This is a genomic window from Pseudomonas sp. NFPP12, from assembly GCF_900103205.1.
GTDB lineage: Bacteria > Pseudomonadota > Gammaproteobacteria > Pseudomonadales > Pseudomonadaceae > Aquipseudomonas > Aquipseudomonas protegens.
The window spans coordinates 1,471,424-1,487,861 of record NZ_FMWW01000001.1 but is presented as its reverse complement, the minus strand read 5'-3'; the positions used below and the strand labels follow the sequence as shown (position 1 = coordinate 1,487,861).

Below are 16,438 nucleotides of genomic sequence, written 5' to 3'. Positions count from 1 at the left end.
GGATTACTGGCTCACCTTGAAGCTGTAGCTGCCTTCGCTCTTGTGGGTATCCACCGACACGGCGTGCCATTCCACCTTGTACTCGCCGGCGCGCAACGGCGTGGCGGCCGGGGTGACCACCAGGGTCTTCTTGTCCGCGCCTTCGGTGGCGACGCTTTTGACCTCCACCGGGGCGCCGTCCTTGCTCAGCTTGACCTGGGTGAAGGCCGCTTCCACGCCTTCGGTGAATACAAGACGCAGCTCGCTGGGCGCGCTGACACTGCCTTGGGCCGCCGGGGTCGAGCTTTTCAGGTGGGCGTGGGCGAACACTGAACTGGCGGCCAGCAGGGAAGTCAGCAGGGCGGTGGTGGTGAAGAGGTTTTTCAGGGACATGGCAGGTTTACCTTTAAAGAGAATGGGGCTCATTGGTCTTGCAACTGCATGTGAATGATCGGAAACGGCCGGCCTTCACCGTCGGTTTCCGAACGACCGCAGTCGACGAAGCCGTAGCGACGGTAGAAACCATGGGCCTGGGGGTTCTGTTCGTTGACGTCGACCTTGAGGCCGGGACGGCGTACGTGATCCAGGAGCTTTCGACCGATGCCCTGGCCCCGTTGGGCCGGTTCGATGAACAGCATTTGTACCGTGTCGTCGCTGGTGGCGATAAAACCGCCGGGGCTGGCGTCGGGGTTCTCCCAGACCCAGGCCTCAAGGGCCGGCAGGTAGCTGTCGCGTACCAGCGGGTACAGGCGCTGGATATCGTCTTCAGCGATAAAGTCATGGGTGGCGCGGACCGAACGCTCCCAGAGCGCGGTCAGCAGGGCGTCGTCCGCAGCGACGCGAGGGCGAATCTTCATGAGCATGTTCCATCGGTAACAGGACAGATGGCCGGCGATGGTGCAGGGCCGGCATTCGGGCAGAGACCTGTATGCCCGTGTCGCGAATTAACGCCTGGACGGAGCACCGCAGTGGCTGCTGCAAATGAGCGGGAGGCCGATCCTACCCAATATGGCCGGGTGGTGAAAGACCGACACAGGCCGGCGATGTCGCAGGCTTGACAGCTCCCCGCAGCGGGCGGGCGGATGCTAGTCTTGCCCCAGACTGTTTTCGTAGGAGCCCTCATGGGCAATCACAAGATCGAGATTCGTCGCAGCAACGTGGAAAAGATCCTCCTGGGGGCCGAGAAAATCTTCGCTGAAAAGGGCTATGCCGGCACCGCCATGGCCGACATCGCCGAAGAAGTGCAACTGCCGCGCTCCAACCTGCATTACTACTTCAGCACCAAGAACGAGCTGTACAGCGCTGTGCTCCTGGACCTGCTGGATGTGTGGAAACAGGACGCATTGTGCTTCGAGATGTTCGATGACCCGCGGGTGGTGCTCAGCAGCTACATCCGCGCCAAGATGCAGCATTCACGCAGCCGGCCCTATGGCTCCAAGGTCTGGGCCAACGAAATCATGCACGGCGCCCCGACCCTGGGCGAGACCCTGGATGCCAGCCTGTACGACTGGGCGAAGATGAAGGAAGCGAAGATCCGCCAGTGGGTGGAGGACGGGCGGATCCTGCCGGTGGAGCCGTCGAGCCTGCTGTACATGATCTGGGCCTCGACCCAGCATTACGCCGACTTTGATCATCAAGTGATGATCCTCAACGACCACCAGCCCCTGTCGGACCTGCAATTCGAACGGGCGGTGCAGACCGTCACCAGCGTCATCCTGCGGGGTATCGGGCTGGAACCCTGAACCTGCATCGCCGCTTCCCGTAGGAGCTGGCTTGCCAGCGAAGGGGCCCGCAAGACCGCCTTCGCCGGCAAGTCGGCTCCTACAGAACCTCCCGCGATATTCCTGCCAGCCGTAGGAGCTGGCTTGCCAACGAAGAGGCCCGCAAGACCACCTTCGCCGGCAAGAGCAGGCCTCTCTCTCAAACAGCTTCGCGGTAGGGGTTGCGCGGGTCGTGCAGCCAGTCGAGGAACGGTTTGCCCGTGTCCTGGGGCACCATCTCGATGCAGTCCTGCACCGGGCAGGTGATCTGGCACAGGTTGCAGCCCACGCATTCGTCGTCGATCACTTCATATACATGGCTGCCGTCGGCTTGCCGGAGGCTGGCAATCGCCTGGTGCGAGGTGTCTTCGCAGGCGATATGGCAGCGGCCGCAGCCAATGCAGGCCTGCTGGTCGATCCTGGCGATCACCTGGTAGTTGATGTCCAGGTACTTCCAGTCGGTGGTGTTGCCCACCGCGCGCCCGGAGAAGTCCTGCAGGCTGTGGTAGCCCTGGCTGTCCATCCACCGCGACAGCCCATCCTTCATTTCCTCGACGATGCGAAAGCCATGCAGCATTGCCGCCGTACACACCTGCACGGCGCCACAGCCCAGGGCCACGAACTCGGCGGCGTCGCGCCAGTTGCCAATGCCGCCAATGCCGCAGATCGGCAGGCCGCGGGTCTGCGGATCGCGGGCAATTTCCGCGACCATGTTCAGGGCGATCGGCTTGACCGCCGAGCCGCAATAACCGCCGTGGGTGCTCTGGCTGCCCACCATCGGGTGGGCCACCATGCGCTCCAGGTCGACGCTGGTGATGGAGTTGATGGTGTTGATCAGCGACACCGCGTCGGCCCCGCCACGATGGGCGGCGCGGGCGGCCATGCGAATGTCGGTGATGTTCGGCGTCAGCTTGACGATCACCGGCAGCGAGCAGTAGGTCTTGCACCAGCGGGTCACCTGCTCGACATACTCCGGCACCTGGCCCACCGCCGCGCCCATGCCCCGTTCCGGCATGCCGTGGGGGCAGCCGAAGTTCAGTTCGATGCCGTCGGCACCGGTGGCTTCCACCAGCGGCAGGATGGCTTTCCACGACTCTTCGACGCAGGGCACCATCAGCGAGACGATCAGCGCCCGGTCCGGCCAGTCCTTCTTCACCTGGGTGATTTCCTTGAGGTTGATCTCCAGGGAGCGGTCGGTGATCAGCTCGATGTTGTTGATCCCCATGACCTCGCGGTTGGGCCCGAAGTGCGCGGAGTAGCGCGACGACACGTTGACCGCCGCCGGGTCTTCACCCAGGGTTTTCCAGACCACGCCGCCCCAGCCGGCCTCGAACGCGCGGACCACGTTGTAGGCCTTGTCGGTGGGCGGCGCGGAGGCCAGCCAGAACGGGTTGGGCGCCTTGATACCGGCGAAGACAATCGACAGATCGGCCATTTACGCAGCCTCCACATTGAGCATGAGTTGAGCATGCATGGCTTCTGCGGCCAGCTTGCCGTGTTGTACCGCCTGCACGGTGAGGTCCTGGCCGAGGCTGACGCAGTCGCCGCCGGCGTAGACTCCAGGAATGCTGGTGCGCAGGTGTTCGTCCACCTGGATACGTTCGCCGCTGCGTTGCAGCTCCCGGGCCAGCGGGTCGCTCAGGGCTGTAGCGTCGAAGCTCTGGCCGATGGCCTTGAAGATCGCATCGGCGGCCAGTTCGAAGGTGTCGCCGGTGGTTTGCAGGCGACCTTCCACCATGCGGGTACGGGCGAAGCGCATGCCGCGCACCCGGCCCTGGTCATCCAGCAGCACCTGTTGCGGCGCGGCCCAGGTCAGCAGGCGCACCTGATTGGCCTTGGCGATGTCCTGTTCATGCTCGGTGGCGCCCATGTCCTCGACGCCCCGGCGGTACACCAGGTTGACGTCACTGGCACCCAGGCGCGCCATCTGCACCGCCATGTCGATGGCGGTGTTGCCGGCGCCGAGCACGATGCAGCGCTCGGCCAGGGGCAGTTGGCTGAGGTCGTCGGCCTGGCGCAATTCGCGAATGTAGTCGGTGGCGGCCAGCAGACCGGGGGCGTCTTCATGCTCCAGCCCCAGTTGCTTGCTGGCGGCCAGCCCGAGGCCGAGGAACACCGCGTCGAACTGCTGGTGCAGCTCGGTCAGGCTCAGGTTGGCGCCCAGCTTGTGCCCGTGGCGGATCTCGATGCCGCCCACTCCGAGGAGAAATTCCAGCTCCTGCTGGGCGAAGTCGTCCACCAGCTTGTACTTGGCGATCCCGTATTCGTTGAGGCCGCCGGCCTTGTCCCGGGCTTCGAAAATCACCACGTCATGGCCGTGCAGGGCGCAGCGGTGGGCGCAGGACAAACCCGCCGGGCCGGCGCCGACCACGGCAATGCGCTTGCCGGTGGGCGCGGCGCGCTGGAACGGGTGCTGGGTGAAGTGCGCGTTGTCCAGGGCATAGCGCTGCAACAGGCCGATCAGCACCGGCGCGCATTCCTGGGCGTTGTTGCGCACGCAGGCCTGCTGGCAGAGGATTTCCGTGGGGCAGACCCGGGCGCAGCTGCCGCCGAGGATATTGGCCGAGAGAATCTTCTGCGCCGCACCCTGGACGTTGTCGGTGTGGATATTGCGGATGAACGAAGGAATGTCGATCTCGCTGGGGCAGGCGTTGACGCAGGGCGCGTCGTAGCAATACAGGCAGCGCGAAGCTTCCAGGTGGGCCTGGCGGGCGTTGAGTGGCGGCGCCAGGTCGCTGAAGTGGCCGGCCAGGGTGGCGTTGTCCAGGGTCGGGTGGGGCAAGTGGTTCAAGGTCTTGATCACGGTTTTGGCCTCACGGTTCGTTTCTTGGTTGCCTCTGACGGGCATTTTCTATAGCTGGGATCACCCATATCCGTAGGAGCCGGCTTGCCGGCGAATAGGCCTTTGACTCTTACAAGGGATTTGCGGGCGCCTTCGCTGGCAAGCCAGCTCCTACAGGGGGCATGGGTTTCTGTAGGAGCGAGCTTGCTCGCGATAGGGGGGCAACGCCCCCCCCGGTCTCAGCGTTTAACCGCCGTCGGCTTGTGCCGCTCGGCGCGCTTGCTCAAGAGGTCGAACACCGCCGGGTAGGCCGGGCGCTCGATGTAGCGCCCGGCGCCGCGTTCGGCCCGCAGGTCGCCGTCGGCCCACACCAGCTTGCCCTGGCTGATGGTGTGGCTGGGCACGCCGCGCACGGTCTTGCCCTCGAAGATGTTGAAGTCCACCTGCTGGTGGTGGGTCTTGGCGGAAATGGTGCGCGTGCCTTGCGGGTCCCAGAGCACCAGGTCGGCATCGGCGCCGACGCGGATCGCGCCCTTGCGCGGGTAGAGGTTGAAGATCTTCGCGGTGTTGGTGGAGGTCAGGGCGACGAATTCCTGCATCGACAGGCGCCCGCTGTTCACCCCTTCATCCCAGAGCACGGCCATGCGGTCCTCGATGCCGGCGGTGCCGTTGGGGATCTTGCTGAAGTCGTCGCGGCCGGCGGCTTTCTGTTCGGCGCAGAAGCAGCAGTGGTCGGTGGCGGTGGTGTGCAGGTTGCCCGATTGCAGGCCGCGCCACAGGGCCTCCTGATGGCCACGGGGGCGGAAGGGCGGGCTCATCACGTAGCCGGCGGCGGTTTGCCAATCCGGATCGCGGTACACGCTGTCGTCCAGTAGCAGGTGTCCGGCCAGCACTTCACCGTAGACCGGCTGGCCCTTGCCTCGGGCGTAGCTGATTTCGTCCAGGGCTTCCTGGGTCGAGACGTGCACCAGGTACAGCGGCGTGCCCAGGGTCTCGGCGATGCGAATGGCCCGGCTGGCGGCTTCGCCTTCGACTTGCGAAGGCCGCGACAACGGGTGGGCTTCCGGCCCGGTAATGCCTTGGGCCAGCAGCTTGCGTTGCAGGTGATACACCAGCTCGCCGTTTTCAGCGTGCACCGTGGGTACTGCCCCCAGTTCCAGGCAGCGCTCGAAGCTCGCCACCAGGGTGTCGTCGGCGGCCATGATGGCGTTCTTGTAGGCCATGAAGTGCTTGAAGCTGTTGATGCCGTGGTGCTGCACCAGCTCGGCCATTTCCTCGCGCACCTGCTCGCTCCACCAGGTAATGGCCACGTGGAAGCCGTAGTCGCTGGCGGATTTTTCCGCCCAGCCGCGCCACTGCTGGAAGGCCTCCAGCAACGACTGCTGGGGGTTGGGAATCACGAAGTCGATGATCGAGGTGGTGCCCCCCGCCAGGCCCGCCGCCGTGCCGCTGAAGAAGTCTTCGCTGGCCACGGTGCCCATGAAGGGCAGCTGCATGTGGGTATGGGGGTCGATGCCGCCGGGCATCAAGTATTGGCCGCTGCCATCGAGCACTTCGCAACCGACGGGAATATCCAGATTGTTGCCGATGGCGCGAATTAGACCGTCTGCGCAGAGCACATCGGCCTTATAACTTTCATCATGGGTAATAACGGTGGCGCCACGGATCAACAGAGACATTCCGAGTTCCTCGCAGGCATGACCGACTTGTGCCGGTTCTAACTTTTTTATTGAACGCACTGATAACTTAAACAATCCTGTCATCGGTGACAGGATTAGAAGCTAGTCGCACTTCAAAGAAACATCAAGAATATTTTTTATAAGCTTATATTAAATATAACTTGTTGAAATATAACGATTAAAAGTTCAAATCTGCAAAATGGTGCAGCCTCTCACCATTTTGACGCACTTGACAGGATCGAAAAATAGTCGAGATTTCCTATGTCAAATCAGCTGCTTGAGGAGGCGCTGGGAAGACCGGGAAATAACTAGAAAAATAACCGTGCACTGCTTTGGGTCCTGATCGAATGGACAACTTGCCAAACACCCGGCCTGAGTGGATTGGCAACTAACCAGGGGCTTGAAAGTTGCTTGCATAAAACCCAATGACATCAGTTGTTTACATGGATTCCGCCAGCCGTGCAGCAACGACCGCGCAAGTACTTGGCATCTTTATTGAGTACCGCCGCAGGTCGATGTGCCGGAGGGTGGAAGTCGTAAGTTCTCCGGCCATCGTCCGGCGCGCTGTCCCTTGGTGCGCCGGCCTGATGAGCAAAATAATCAGAACAACAGTGGAGCGGCCATGCAACAGATCAGATCCCAGGTGACCGAGCGCGCCGGCTTGTACGAGCTGGACGCCGGCAGCGACGTACTCGACAGCCCCCGTTACAACCACGACATCGCACCGACCAAGGTTCAGGAACGCACCTGGAACAAATGGCACATCACCGCACTGTGGATCGGCATGTCGATCTGCGTGCCCACCTACACCCTGGGCGGGGTGCTCACCGCCTACTTCGGCCTCAGTGTCGGCGAGGCGCTGCTGGCGATCCTGCTGGCCAATATCGTGGTGCTGGTGCCCCTGACCCTCAACGCCTTTGCCGGCACCAAGTACGGCATTCCGTTCCCAGTGCTGCTGCGCTCCTCGTTCGGCATCATCGGCTCCAACGTGCCGTGCCTGATCCGCGCCCTGGTGGCCTGCGGCTGGTTCGGCATCCAGACGATGTTCGGCGGGCTGGCGATCCACCTGTTCCTGGGCTCGATCTTCGAGGGCTGGAAGGCCCTGGGCGGCACCGGCGAGGTGATCGGCTTCATGATTTTCTGGACCCTCAACCTGTGGGTGGTGCTGCGCGGCGCCGAGTCGATCAAGTGGCTGGAAACCCTGTCCGCGCCGCTGCTGGTGGCGGTGGGTATCGGCCTGCTGGTGTGGGCCTTGCCCAGCGTGTCGCTGACTGAGCTGTTGGCGATCCCGCCCAAGCGTCCCGAGGGCGCCAGCGTCACCGGCTACTTCATGGCCGGGCTCACGGCGATGGTGGGTTTCTGGGCCACCTTGTCGCTGAACATTCCCGACTTCAGCCGCTACGCGAAAAGTCAGAAGGACCAGATCCTCGGACAGATCTTCGGCCTGCCGCTGACCATGTTCCTGTTCGCCGCCCTGGGGGTGGTGATGACCGCCGCCTCGGTGAAACTGGTGGGGGTCACGGTGTCCGATCCGGTGAGCCTGATCGGCCATATCCAGAGCCCGGGCTGGGTGGCTCTGGCCATGGCGCTGATCATCATCGCCACCTTGTCCACCAACACCGCGGCCAACATCGTCTCGCCCACCAACGACTTCCAGAACCTGGCGCCCAAGCTGATCGGTCGCACCACCGCGGTGATCCTCACCGGCCTGGTGGGGCTGGCGCTGATGGGCCACGAGCTGCTGAAAAAGCTCGGCCTGCTGATTTCCGACGTCAGCCTGGAGACCGTGTATTCCAACTGGCTGCTGGGTTATTCCAGCCTGCTGGGGCCGATTGCCGGGATCATGGTGGTGGACTACTTCATCATCAAGAAACAGCGCCTGGACCTGGCCGGCCTGTACCGCGACGACGTCTACCCGGCGTGGAACTGGCACGGTTTCATCGCCTTCGGCGTACCGGTGGCCCTGACCCTGATGTCCCTGGGCAGCAGCGCCTTCAACTGGTTCTACAGCTACGGCTGGTTCACCGGCTCGGCCCTGGGCGGGTTGATCTACTACGGCCTGTGCAGCTGGCGCAGCCCCCAGGTGGCGACCGCCAAGACCCCAACATGAACACCCAGCCACCGCCCTTGCGGGCACCAGGTGCGCGCGGTTTGCAGGAGCTGGCCTGCCAGCGAAGGCGTCGGCACGGGCGATGCACCTCTTGCGGGCTCCTTCGCCGGCAAGCGGTACGCCGCCCGGCCGACTCCTGGGCAAGAGCAGGTTTTTGCTAGGCCGTTATCCCGGGCGTTGCGCCACGCATCCCCCGACAAAACCAGAAGAAACGCCTGAGGAAATCACCATGAACGCTGCCGTCGAGGTTCTGCAATCCAGCCATCAGCACATCAACCGCGACCGCCTGTGGCAGTCGCTCATGGAACTGGCCAGGCTCGGCGCCACGGTCAAGGGCGGCGTCTGCCGTTTGGCCCTGACCGACCTCGACCGCCAGGCCCGGGATCTGTTCGTGCAATGGTGCGAGGAGGCCGGTTGCGCGGTCACGGTGGATGGCATCGGCAACATCTTCGCCCGCCGCCCCGGGCGCAATCCGCACCTGCCGCCGGTAATGACCGGCAGCCATATCGACACCCAGCCCACCGGCGGCAAGTTCGATGGCTGCTTTGGTGTGCTGGCCGGGGTGGAAGTGCTGCGCACCCTCAACGACCTCAAGCTGGAAACCGAGGCGCCCCTGGAAGTGGTGGTGTGGACCAACGAAGAAGGCTCGCGCTTTCCGCCGTGCATGATGGGCTCCGGGGTGTTCGCCGAGAAGTTCACCCTGGAGGACACCCTGGCCAAGACCGACGTCGATGGCATCAGCGTCGGCGAGGCGCTGAACGCCATCGGCTACGCCGGCACGCGCCCGGTCAGCGGGCATCCGGTGGGCGCCTATTTCGAGGCGCACATCGAGCAAGGCCCGATCCTGGAAGATGAGTGCAAGACCATAGGCGTGGTGCTCGGCGCCCTGGGGCAGAAGTGGTTCGACCTCAAGCTGCGGGGCGTCGAAGCCCATGCCGGCCCGACCCCCATGCACCTGCGCAAGGACGCCCTGGTGGGCGCCGCCGCCGTGGTGGCGGCGGTCAATCGCGCCGCCCTCGGCCACCAGCCTCACGCCTGCGGCACCGTCGGCTGCCTGCAAGCCTACCCGGGTTCGCGCAATGTGATTCCGGGCGAGGTGCGCATGACCCTGGACTTCCGCCACCTGGAGCCGGCGCGCCTGGACTCGATGATTGCCGAGGTGCGCCAGGTGATCGACAACACCTGCGAAGAGCACGGCCTGAGCTACGAACTGACCCCCACCGCGGACTTCCCGCCGCTGTACTTCGACCCGGTGTGCGTCGATGCGGTGCGCGGCGCCGCGCAGGGTTTGGGGTTGTCCCACATGGACATCGTCAGCGGCGCCGGGCACGACGCGATCTTCGTCGCCGAGCTGGGCCCGGCGGGGATGATCTTCGTGCCCTGCGAAGGTGGCATCAGCCACAACGAAATCGAAAACGCCGACCCCGACGACCTCGCCGCCGGCTGCGCGGTGCTGCTGCGCGCCATGCTCGCCGCCTCCCAGGCCATCGCCCAGCGCCAAGCGTAGGAGCCGACTTGCCGGCGAAGAGGCCGGCAAGACATGCATCGCCCGTTTCGGCGCCTTCGCTGGCAAGCTAGTTCCTGCAAGGGGCATCGTGGTGGGTTTTGCCTGGCGTACACTGGCGAACTTTTCCCATGGGATGCCGAATATGCACAGGATGGTGCTCTGTCTGGCCCTGGCTCTGAGCCTCGGCGGTTGTATCGATTACAAATGGGGCCACGACTGGAAGGCCGACAGTCCGGGCGATTGGCAAGACGCAAGCGTTGTCGGTTTCGACAAAGGCACGGCGTTCCAGCTGGCCTGCGGGGGCAGCCCACTCTATGTGAACGTGGAGACCCACGCCTCCCATCAACTTTTATCGCTGTTCTTCATCCCGTTGTTTTCCGCGTCGGACGATGACGGCCATGTATGGATCAGGGTCAGTCACCCCAGCCTGATGGCATGTGCTTCGCCTGCGCAAAACCCTCTGCTGCTGAAGCTGGACAACCGGCCCATTCAGGCAGTTGGCTTCTCGCGGCGTAGCGGCGAAGGCCTGTGCATCATCGACCTGGGCCCGCGCGAGTTGCAGGGCGAACAGCTGTCGATCGAGGTCAACCAGGCCTTGCTGTCCTGCGCAGTGGCGCCGATGACCCTGAAAAAGGACAGTTTCTTCTGCCTGCGGGCTACAAAGTTCGGCGGTTCGACACCGTGCGGTCGGTAGCCAAAAGCAAGGCCCTGCGTACCGAACGCGGCCCGACCTTTCGCAGCCTCGCGGGCTCGGCAGCGGCTACAGGGTCCATGGCGAGCTGGTTTTTTGTAGCCGCTGCCGCAGGCTGCGCACGCCCGGCACGGGCGTAGGGGGCAGGGCCGAGATAGAGCTGCCAGCCGAACCTAAGCTAATTCCTAAAAAGTATTTATTTTAGATTTGTTAGATCGTTTAGCTTTTAGCGACTTTCCTGTCTCCCAGAAGGTTCGCCCCCATGCGCCTGCCCTTTGCTTTGCGTCGTAGCTTGTCGATCACCGCCCTGGCCGGCCTGGCGCTGGGCATGGCCCTCAATGCCCAGGCCGATACCGACCTGCGCATCGGCTACCAGAAATCCTCGACCCTGCTGGCCTTGCTCAAGGCCCAGGGCACCCTGGAAAAACAGCTGGCGGGGCAGGGCGTCAACATCACTTGGCACGAGTTCACCAGTGGCCTGCCGTTGGCGGAATCGCTGAATGTGGGCAATGTCGATATCAGCGCCGATGTCGCCGACACGGTGCCGGTCTTCGCCCAGGCCGCCGGGGCCCAACTGACCTATTTCGCCAGCGAAACTCCCTCCCCGGCGGCCCAGTCCATCGTCATTCCCAAGGATTCGCCGCTCAAGTCCCTGGCCGACCTCAAGGGCAAGCGCATCGCCGTGACCAAGGCCGCCGGCAGCCACTACCTGCTGATCGCCGCCTTGCGCGAAGCGGGCTTGAGCTTCGCCGATATCCAGCCGGTGTACCTGACCCCGGCCGATGGCCGCGCGGCGCTGGAAACCGCCAAGGTCGATGCCTGGGTCACCTGGGAACCCTTTGTCGCCAGCGCCCAGCGCCAGCAGGGCGCGCGGGTGCTGCACGACGGCCAGGGGCTGGCCAGCTATCGCCGTTACTACCTGGCTTCCAACGACTACGCCAAGGCCCATCCCGAGGTGCTGCAGCAAGTGTTCGCCGAGTTGCAGAAGACCGGCACCTGGGTCAAGGCGCACCCGGCCGAGGCGGCAAAACTGCTGGGCCCGCTGTGGGGCAACCTGGATGTGCCGACGGTGGAACTGGCCAACAGCCGCCGCACCTACAAGGTGGAAGCGGTCAAGCCCGACGCCCTGGGCGAGCAGCAGAAAATCGCCGATGCCTTCTACCAGGAAAAGCTATTGCCCAAGCCGGTGGATGCCCGGGCGGTGCAGTTGTGGAGCCCGAAATCGTTGTAATTGACCGTTAGATCGCTTTCGCCGGCAAGCCGGCTCCTACAGCGAAGCAGGTCCCCCCCTTTTTCTTGTTCACCGCCGGCTACGCCATCCCGCGCCCGGCGTCAGGAGTTCCCGTGTCTGCCGTTCACCCCCAAGAGGCCTTTGCCGTCCCAGCCTCCGTCAGCCCGCCCGCGGATAACGCCGACGTGGTGCTGGAATTGCGCCACCTGACCAAGCACTACGCCCGCCGCCGTGGCCAGTCCGCTCCGCCTGCGGTTGAGCAGGTCAGCCTCAAGGTGCGCCGTGGCGAAGTGCTGTGCCTGATGGGCACCTCCGGCAGCGGCAAGTCCACCTTGCTGCGGCATATCAACCGGTTGATCGAGCCCAGCAGCGGCGAGGTGCTGATCGACGGTTCGGCCATCAGCCAGCTTTCGGCCAGGGAACTGCGCACCCTGCGTTCGCGGCGCATCGGCATGGTGTTCCAGCACTTCGGCCTGCTGCCCCATCGCAGCGTGCGCGACAACGTCGCCTTGCCCCTGGAACTGCGCGGCGAACCCGAGGCCCTGCGCCACGCCGCGGCCGACGTGCAATTGCAAGCCATGGGCCTGGAAGGCTGGGGCGAGCACTATCCCCATGAGCTGTCTGGCGGCATGCAGCAGCGGGTCGGCCTGGCCCGGGCCCTGGTCAGCGAGCCGGACATCCTGCTGATGGACGAACCCTTCAGCGCCCTGGACCCGACCATCCGCCGCGACCTGCAAAGCCACTTTCTGCAGGTGGTGCGCGAGCGCGGCATCACCACCTTGCTGGTGACCCACGACCCGGCGGAAGCCCTGCGCCTGGCGGACCGCATCGCCGTGCTGCGCCACGGCCAGCTGATTCAGGTCGGCACGCCCGAGGAATTGCTGAAGCAGCCGGCGGATGCCGAAGTGGCGGACTTCTTCCAGGAACACGGCGCCCGCAGCGCCACGCCGGTGGCGACGATTGCCCCGCGCAAGAGCGCGACGACCCCGGCGCCGGTCAACCCCGGACTGTCCTTTGCCCAGGCCCTGCTGTTGGGGCCCGCCGCCCTGGCCGCCAGCGGTCGCGGTGGCCTGTACTGGCTGGGCTTCGCCCTGGAACTGGGGGCGGCCGCAGCCTTGGGGCAGGGGCTAGCCACGGCCAGTTTCGCCTGGGCCGCCCTGGCGCTCATCGGCTTGCTGCTCAGCCGCCTGTTGAGCCTGGCCCTGGCCCGCCGCCCCAGCCGCCTGGGGCGCTCGGACTGGCGTCTGCCGTGGCTGGTGTTGCTGCTGTCCCAGGCCCTGGTGCTGTGGCGGGTGTTGGCCGTCGACGCCAGTGGCCCCTGGCTGCAATTTCCCGCCGACCGGCAAGTGCTGCTGGGCACCGCCGCGGCCATCGATCAACTGATTGCCTGGTCCCAGGTGACGTTCGAAAGCACCTTCGTCGGCGTGATAGTCGCCGTGCGCACGGTGATCGACAGCACCGAAAGCCTGCTGGGCTGGCTGCCCTGGCCGGTGCCGGCCCTGGCCCTGGTGCTGCTGGCCTGGCGCAGCGCCGGCGCCGCCCTGGCCCTGACCAGTGCCGCGGCCTTGCTCTACATCGGCCTGTTCGGCTTCTGGGAGCGGACCATCGCCACCCTGGCCCTGGTGGGCTCCTCGGTGCTGATCTCGCTGTTGATCGGCGTACCGGCCGGCATCCTCCTGGCCAAGCGCGCCCTGGCCCGGCGCCTGATCACTCCGCTCTTGGACGTGATGCAGACCTTGCCGACCTTCGTGTACCTGATCCCGGCGGTGGCGTTCTTCTCGGTGGGCAAGACCCCGGCGGTGATCGCCACGGTGATCTTCGCCCTGGCGCCGATGATCCGCCTCACTGCCCTGGGGATTCAGGAAGTGCCCAAGACCGCCGTCGAGGCGGCCCTGGCCCACGGCGCCACGCCGTGGCAGATCCTGACCAAGGTCGAACTGCCCCTGGCTGCGGGCTCCTTGCTGCTGGGGATCAACCAGACCCTGGTGATGAGCCTGTCGATGGTGGTGGTGGCGGCGCTGATCGGCGCCGGCGGCCTGGGCTACGACGTGATGACCGCGCTGCGCAACATCAAGGGCGGCGAGGGCATGTTGGCCGGCGCCGCGATCGTGTTCTGCGCGCTGATTCCCGACCGCATCATTCAAGCGACCCTGCGCCAGCGGGATCGCACATTGCATCAATCATGAGGTGTCCCTTGAACAAGTCGTTTACCCGTACCCTTGGCGCCGCCGCGCTGTTGTTGGGTTTGTCCCTGCCGGTGCTGGCCAAGGACAAGATCGTCATTGGCGAGCAGAACTGGACCGGCGCCATCGCCATCCAGAACATCCTTGGCGAAGTGATCAAGAGCCGCCTCGACGGCGAGGTTTCCTACCTCGCCGGTGACGTGCCGGTGCTGTTCGCTGCCGCCGCCAAGGGCGACGGCTCGGTGGACGTGCTGACCGATATCTGGCTGCCCAACCAGTCCGCCGCCTGGGCCAAATACGTCACTGGCGGCACCCGCTCGCTGGTGCCCAACAAGCAGCCGTACCTGGGGGTTCAGGGCTTCTACATCCCCGGCTACCTGCAAGACAAATATGGCGTGAAGTCGGTCTACGACCTGCAAAAGCCCGAAGTGGCGAAACTCTTCGAACCCCTGGGCGGCGGCAAGGCGCAACTGCTGGTGGGCCCGGCGGGTTGGGAGTCGACCTACATCGGCGAGATCAAGGCCAAGGATTTCGGCTTTGCCGACAAATTCGAATCGGTGTCCACCGAAGCCTCGGTGACCTACGCCAAGCTGGCCGCGGCCTACAAGGCCCAGCGCGGCGTGGTGTTCTACGCCTACACCCCGGACTGGATCTTCTCCGCCTTCGACCTGCGCCGCCTGGATGAACCGGCGTTCGACGGCTACGCCCAGGACAACAAGAAGGGCGACCCGCTGTACAAGGCCGACGGCTGCTGGAAATTCATCAGCCCGACGGTGGATGCCGACTGGCTGAGCAAGAGCAAGATCACCTGCGCCTACCCGGATGCCCGAGTGTATGTCCTGGCGTCCAGCGCCCTGCAAAAACGCGCACCGCGAATTGCCGCGTTCCTGGAGAACTTCAGCATCGAGCCTCAGGCCCTGAATGACTTGATTCTCAAGATTGAAAAGGAACAGCAACCGGCGGCGCAGGCGGCCAAGGAATGGGTTGCGGCCCATCCGCAGATCGTTGATGGCTGGCTGGGTGCCAGCGGCGAGAAAGTGGGAGTGGCGCAATGAGTGGGGCGCCGGTGAACAGCCTCGAACAGGCGACCTTCGGCGCCGGGTGTTTCTGGGGCGCGGAAGCCGCGTTCCGGGTGCTGCCTGGGGTCGTGGACAGCCGCGTAGGCTACGCCGTGGAAGCGGCGGACGAAGCCTTGCAGATAGAAGTGGTGCAGGTGGATTTCGACCCGCAGGTGCTGGCGTATACCCGCCTGATCGAACACTTTTGGGACCTGCATGATCCGACCTCGGTGGATCGCCAAGGGGAACATGGCGGGGTGAAATATCGCTCGGCGATCTTCCACACCAACGCCGCGCAAGCCGAACAGGCGAGGGCGGCCAAGACCGCCCTGCAAGACTCCGGACGCCTCAACAAACCCGTGGCCACGGTGATCGTGCCCCTGGGCCGCTTCGACCTGGCGGATGAAGCGCACCAGCGTTACCTGGAGAAGAATGGCCTGAGCAGTTGCCACATCTGATCGTTTGCAGGTACGCAGGCTGTAGGAGCTGGCTTGCCGGCGAAGAGGCCCGTGAGCCATGCATCGTCTGGGCTGATGCCTTCGCTGGCAAGCCAGCTCCTACACGGTGGGACGGTACACACCGCTCCACCTTCAGGTCGGCCGGCAGGCCGCCACCCGGGCATTGATTACTTTGGGCTGGGCCGGCATTCCGGCATTTCCAAAGGGAGTCGCTGTCAGAGCGAACCCCTAAGCGGCCGTGACCACAGCAACGGATATGTACACCACCGCGGTAAAAAAGAAACGCAACAACGGATGTGTATTTCGAACCTCCCTGACGACCTCTATATCATCCCTTAAAATAAATTAGAGGGTGTCGTCACAAGACCCAAAAAACATTGATGGTTGGTTTATCCAGTTGGGCGGCCAGCGTGTCGTGGCACTTGCAAGCCATCGGCGGCACGATATCTAGATTAATTTGTGGAACTCGCTGAAGCTTCATTTATCTAGCCGTTCACCGTCAGAGGAACTGAAGGTGAAGCAATACTTCTGCTCAGATATTTGTATTGCCCCCTGGGCTATCAAAACTTGTGGGCATGAGATTAAGCAGGCATCTGGGCAGAAAAACATAGTTTGTTTTTATCCAAATCCCTCGCATACGCTGAAAAATATGGTCCCCGTTGGCCAGGTTTACCCTCGCAGGTACCGCCTAATTCAATCACCTTTTCATGAAAGCTTTTTACTTTTTCTACAGAGTCAACATTAAAACCAATCATCGTGCCATTTCCATTTGTTGCAGGCTCCTTGTTAAAGGGAGTTGCCAGCGCAAATGAGAAATTGCTGCTTTGCCAGTAAGTCATTCTGTCTGTTGATGTCACGTACTTGAGTTCTGTTTTCTCAAAGAGTGCATTGTAGAACTCAATTGCGGCCTCCATGTTGTTTGTGCCTAGGACGCAGTAGTTGACTCTCATAATTTAATACCTCGTATTTGTAGCAGGGTTTAGTACTCATGATTAGCATG

Annotated in this window: 14 protein-coding genes; 8 read left to right on the top strand and 6 right to left on the bottom strand. The window is 63.6% G+C overall.

Annotated elements, in window-relative coordinates:
- Window positions 1–3: 3 nt before the first annotated feature.
- Together copC and BLS75_RS06370 are read right to left on the bottom strand one after the other, a co-directional pair.
- Window positions 4–372 carry a copper homeostasis periplasmic binding protein CopC gene (gene copC, locus BLS75_RS06375; protein ID WP_011060839.1) on the bottom strand — a complete coding sequence of 123 codons (369 nt, stop codon included), beginning with the start codon at window positions 370–372 and terminating at the stop codon, window positions 4–6.
- Between the two features lie 29 nt (window positions 373–401).
- Window positions 402–836, bottom strand: a complete 435-nt coding sequence (locus BLS75_RS06370; RefSeq protein WP_011060840.1) for a GNAT family N-acetyltransferase — start codon at window positions 834–836, stop codon at window positions 402–404.
- A 264-nt stretch (window positions 837–1,100) separates the two neighbouring features.
- Between BLS75_RS06370 and BLS75_RS06365 the strand changes: the two genes are divergently transcribed.
- Entirely contained in the window at window positions 1,101–1,721 is a 621-nt protein-coding gene (locus BLS75_RS06365) for a TetR/AcrR family transcriptional regulator (protein ID WP_011060841.1), read from the top strand.
- A gap of 178 nt (window positions 1,722–1,899) precedes the next feature.
- On the opposite strand, the gene preA is transcribed toward BLS75_RS06365, so the two are convergent.
- The 3 genes from preA to hydA form a co-directional block, all read right to left on the bottom strand.
- Complete coding sequence (gene preA / locus BLS75_RS06360) at window positions 1,900–3,174, bottom strand: NAD-dependent dihydropyrimidine dehydrogenase subunit PreA (protein ID WP_072452291.1); 1,275 nt, start codon at window positions 3,172–3,174, stop codon at window positions 1,900–1,902.
- Window positions 3,175–4,542 (bottom strand): NAD(P)-dependent oxidoreductase, encoded by a 1,368-nt coding sequence (locus BLS75_RS06355; RefSeq protein WP_176876710.1) that lies wholly within the window; start codon window positions 4,540–4,542, stop codon window positions 3,175–3,177.
- Between the two features lie 218 nt (window positions 4,543–4,760).
- Window positions 4,761–6,200, bottom strand: a complete 1,440-nt coding sequence (gene hydA / locus BLS75_RS06350) for a dihydropyrimidinase (protein ID WP_072442236.1) — start codon at window positions 6,198–6,200, stop codon at window positions 4,761–4,763.
- Window positions 6,201–6,822: 622 nt separating this feature from the next.
- Between hydA and BLS75_RS06345 the strand changes: the two genes are divergently transcribed.
- The 7 genes from BLS75_RS06345 to msrA all read left to right on the top strand — a co-directional run bounded on the left by BLS75_RS06345 (window position 6,823) and on the right by msrA (window position 15,438).
- A complete protein-coding gene (locus BLS75_RS06345; RefSeq protein ID WP_072452289.1) occupies window positions 6,823–8,310 on the top strand; it encodes an NCS1 family nucleobase:cation symporter-1 in 1,488 nt (495 codons plus the stop codon).
- Window positions 8,311–8,539: 229 nt separating this feature from the next.
- A complete protein-coding gene (locus BLS75_RS06340) occupies window positions 8,540–9,817 on the top strand; it encodes a Zn-dependent hydrolase (RefSeq protein ID WP_072452288.1) in 1,278 nt (425 codons plus the stop codon).
- Window positions 9,818–9,908: 91 nt separating this feature from the next.
- Window positions 9,909–10,511, top strand: a complete 603-nt coding sequence (locus tag BLS75_RS06335; protein ID WP_239690643.1) for a hypothetical protein — start codon at window positions 9,909–9,911, stop codon at window positions 10,509–10,511.
- 259 nt (window positions 10,512–10,770) lie between these two features.
- On the top strand, window positions 10,771–11,739 hold the full coding sequence (locus BLS75_RS06330) for an aliphatic sulfonate ABC transporter substrate-binding protein (RefSeq protein WP_019093858.1): 969 nt from the start codon (window positions 10,771–10,773) through the stop codon (window positions 11,737–11,739).
- Window positions 11,740–11,852: 113 nt separating this feature from the next.
- Complete coding sequence (locus BLS75_RS06325) at window positions 11,853–13,925, top strand: ATP-binding cassette domain-containing protein (RefSeq protein ID WP_072452286.1); 2,073 nt, start codon at window positions 11,853–11,855, stop codon at window positions 13,923–13,925.
- Window positions 13,922–14,977 (top strand): ABC transporter substrate-binding protein, encoded by a 1,056-nt coding sequence (locus tag BLS75_RS06320; RefSeq protein WP_065363813.1) that lies wholly within the window; start codon window positions 13,922–13,924, stop codon window positions 14,975–14,977. Before BLS75_RS06325 ends, BLS75_RS06320 begins: the two co-directional genes overlap by 4 nt.
- Window positions 14,978–14,988: 11 nt before the next feature.
- Entirely contained in the window at window positions 14,989–15,438 is a 450-nt protein-coding gene (msrA, locus tag BLS75_RS06315) for a peptide-methionine (S)-S-oxide reductase MsrA (RefSeq protein WP_072452456.1), read from the top strand.
- Window positions 15,439–16,019: 581 nt separating this feature from the next.
- On the opposite strand, the gene BLS75_RS06310 is transcribed toward msrA, so the two are convergent.
- Window positions 16,020–16,388, bottom strand: a complete 369-nt coding sequence (locus tag BLS75_RS06310; RefSeq protein WP_072452285.1) for a VOC family protein — start codon at window positions 16,386–16,388, stop codon at window positions 16,020–16,022.
- Window positions 16,389–16,438: the final 50 nt, after the last annotated feature.

What these genes read in the sequence shown, in the direction of transcription:
- BLS75_RS06345 (WP_072452289.1), top strand. Translation starts at nt 6,823, where the DNA reads ATGCAACAGATCAGATCCCAGGTGACCGAGCGCGCCGGCTTGTACGAG.
- copC (WP_011060839.1), bottom strand. Translation starts at nt 372, where the DNA reads ATGTCCCTGAAAAACCTCTTCACCACCACCGCCCTGCTGACTTCCCTG.
- preA (WP_072452291.1), bottom strand. Translation starts at nt 3,174, where the DNA reads ATGGCCGATCTGTCGATTGTCTTCGCCGGTATCAAGGCGCCCAACCCG.
- BLS75_RS06370 (WP_011060840.1), bottom strand. Translation starts at nt 836, where the DNA reads ATGAAGATTCGCCCTCGCGTCGCTGCGGACGACGCCCTGCTGACCGCG.
- BLS75_RS06320 (WP_065363813.1), top strand. Translation starts at nt 13,922, where the DNA reads ATGAGGTGTCCCTTGAACAAGTCGTTTACCCGTACCCTTGGCGCCGCC.
- BLS75_RS06340 (WP_072452288.1), top strand. Translation starts at nt 8,540, where the DNA reads ATGAACGCTGCCGTCGAGGTTCTGCAATCCAGCCATCAGCACATCAAC.
- BLS75_RS06365 (WP_011060841.1), top strand. Translation starts at nt 1,101, where the DNA reads ATGGGCAATCACAAGATCGAGATTCGTCGCAGCAACGTGGAAAAGATC.
- hydA (WP_072442236.1), bottom strand. Translation starts at nt 6,200, where the DNA reads ATGTCTCTGTTGATCCGTGGCGCCACCGTTATTACCCATGATGAAAGT.
- BLS75_RS06330 (WP_019093858.1), top strand. Translation starts at nt 10,771, where the DNA reads ATGCGCCTGCCCTTTGCTTTGCGTCGTAGCTTGTCGATCACCGCCCTG.
- BLS75_RS06310 (WP_072452285.1), bottom strand. Translation starts at nt 16,388, where the DNA reads ATGAGAGTCAACTACTGCGTCCTAGGCACAAACAACATGGAGGCCGCA.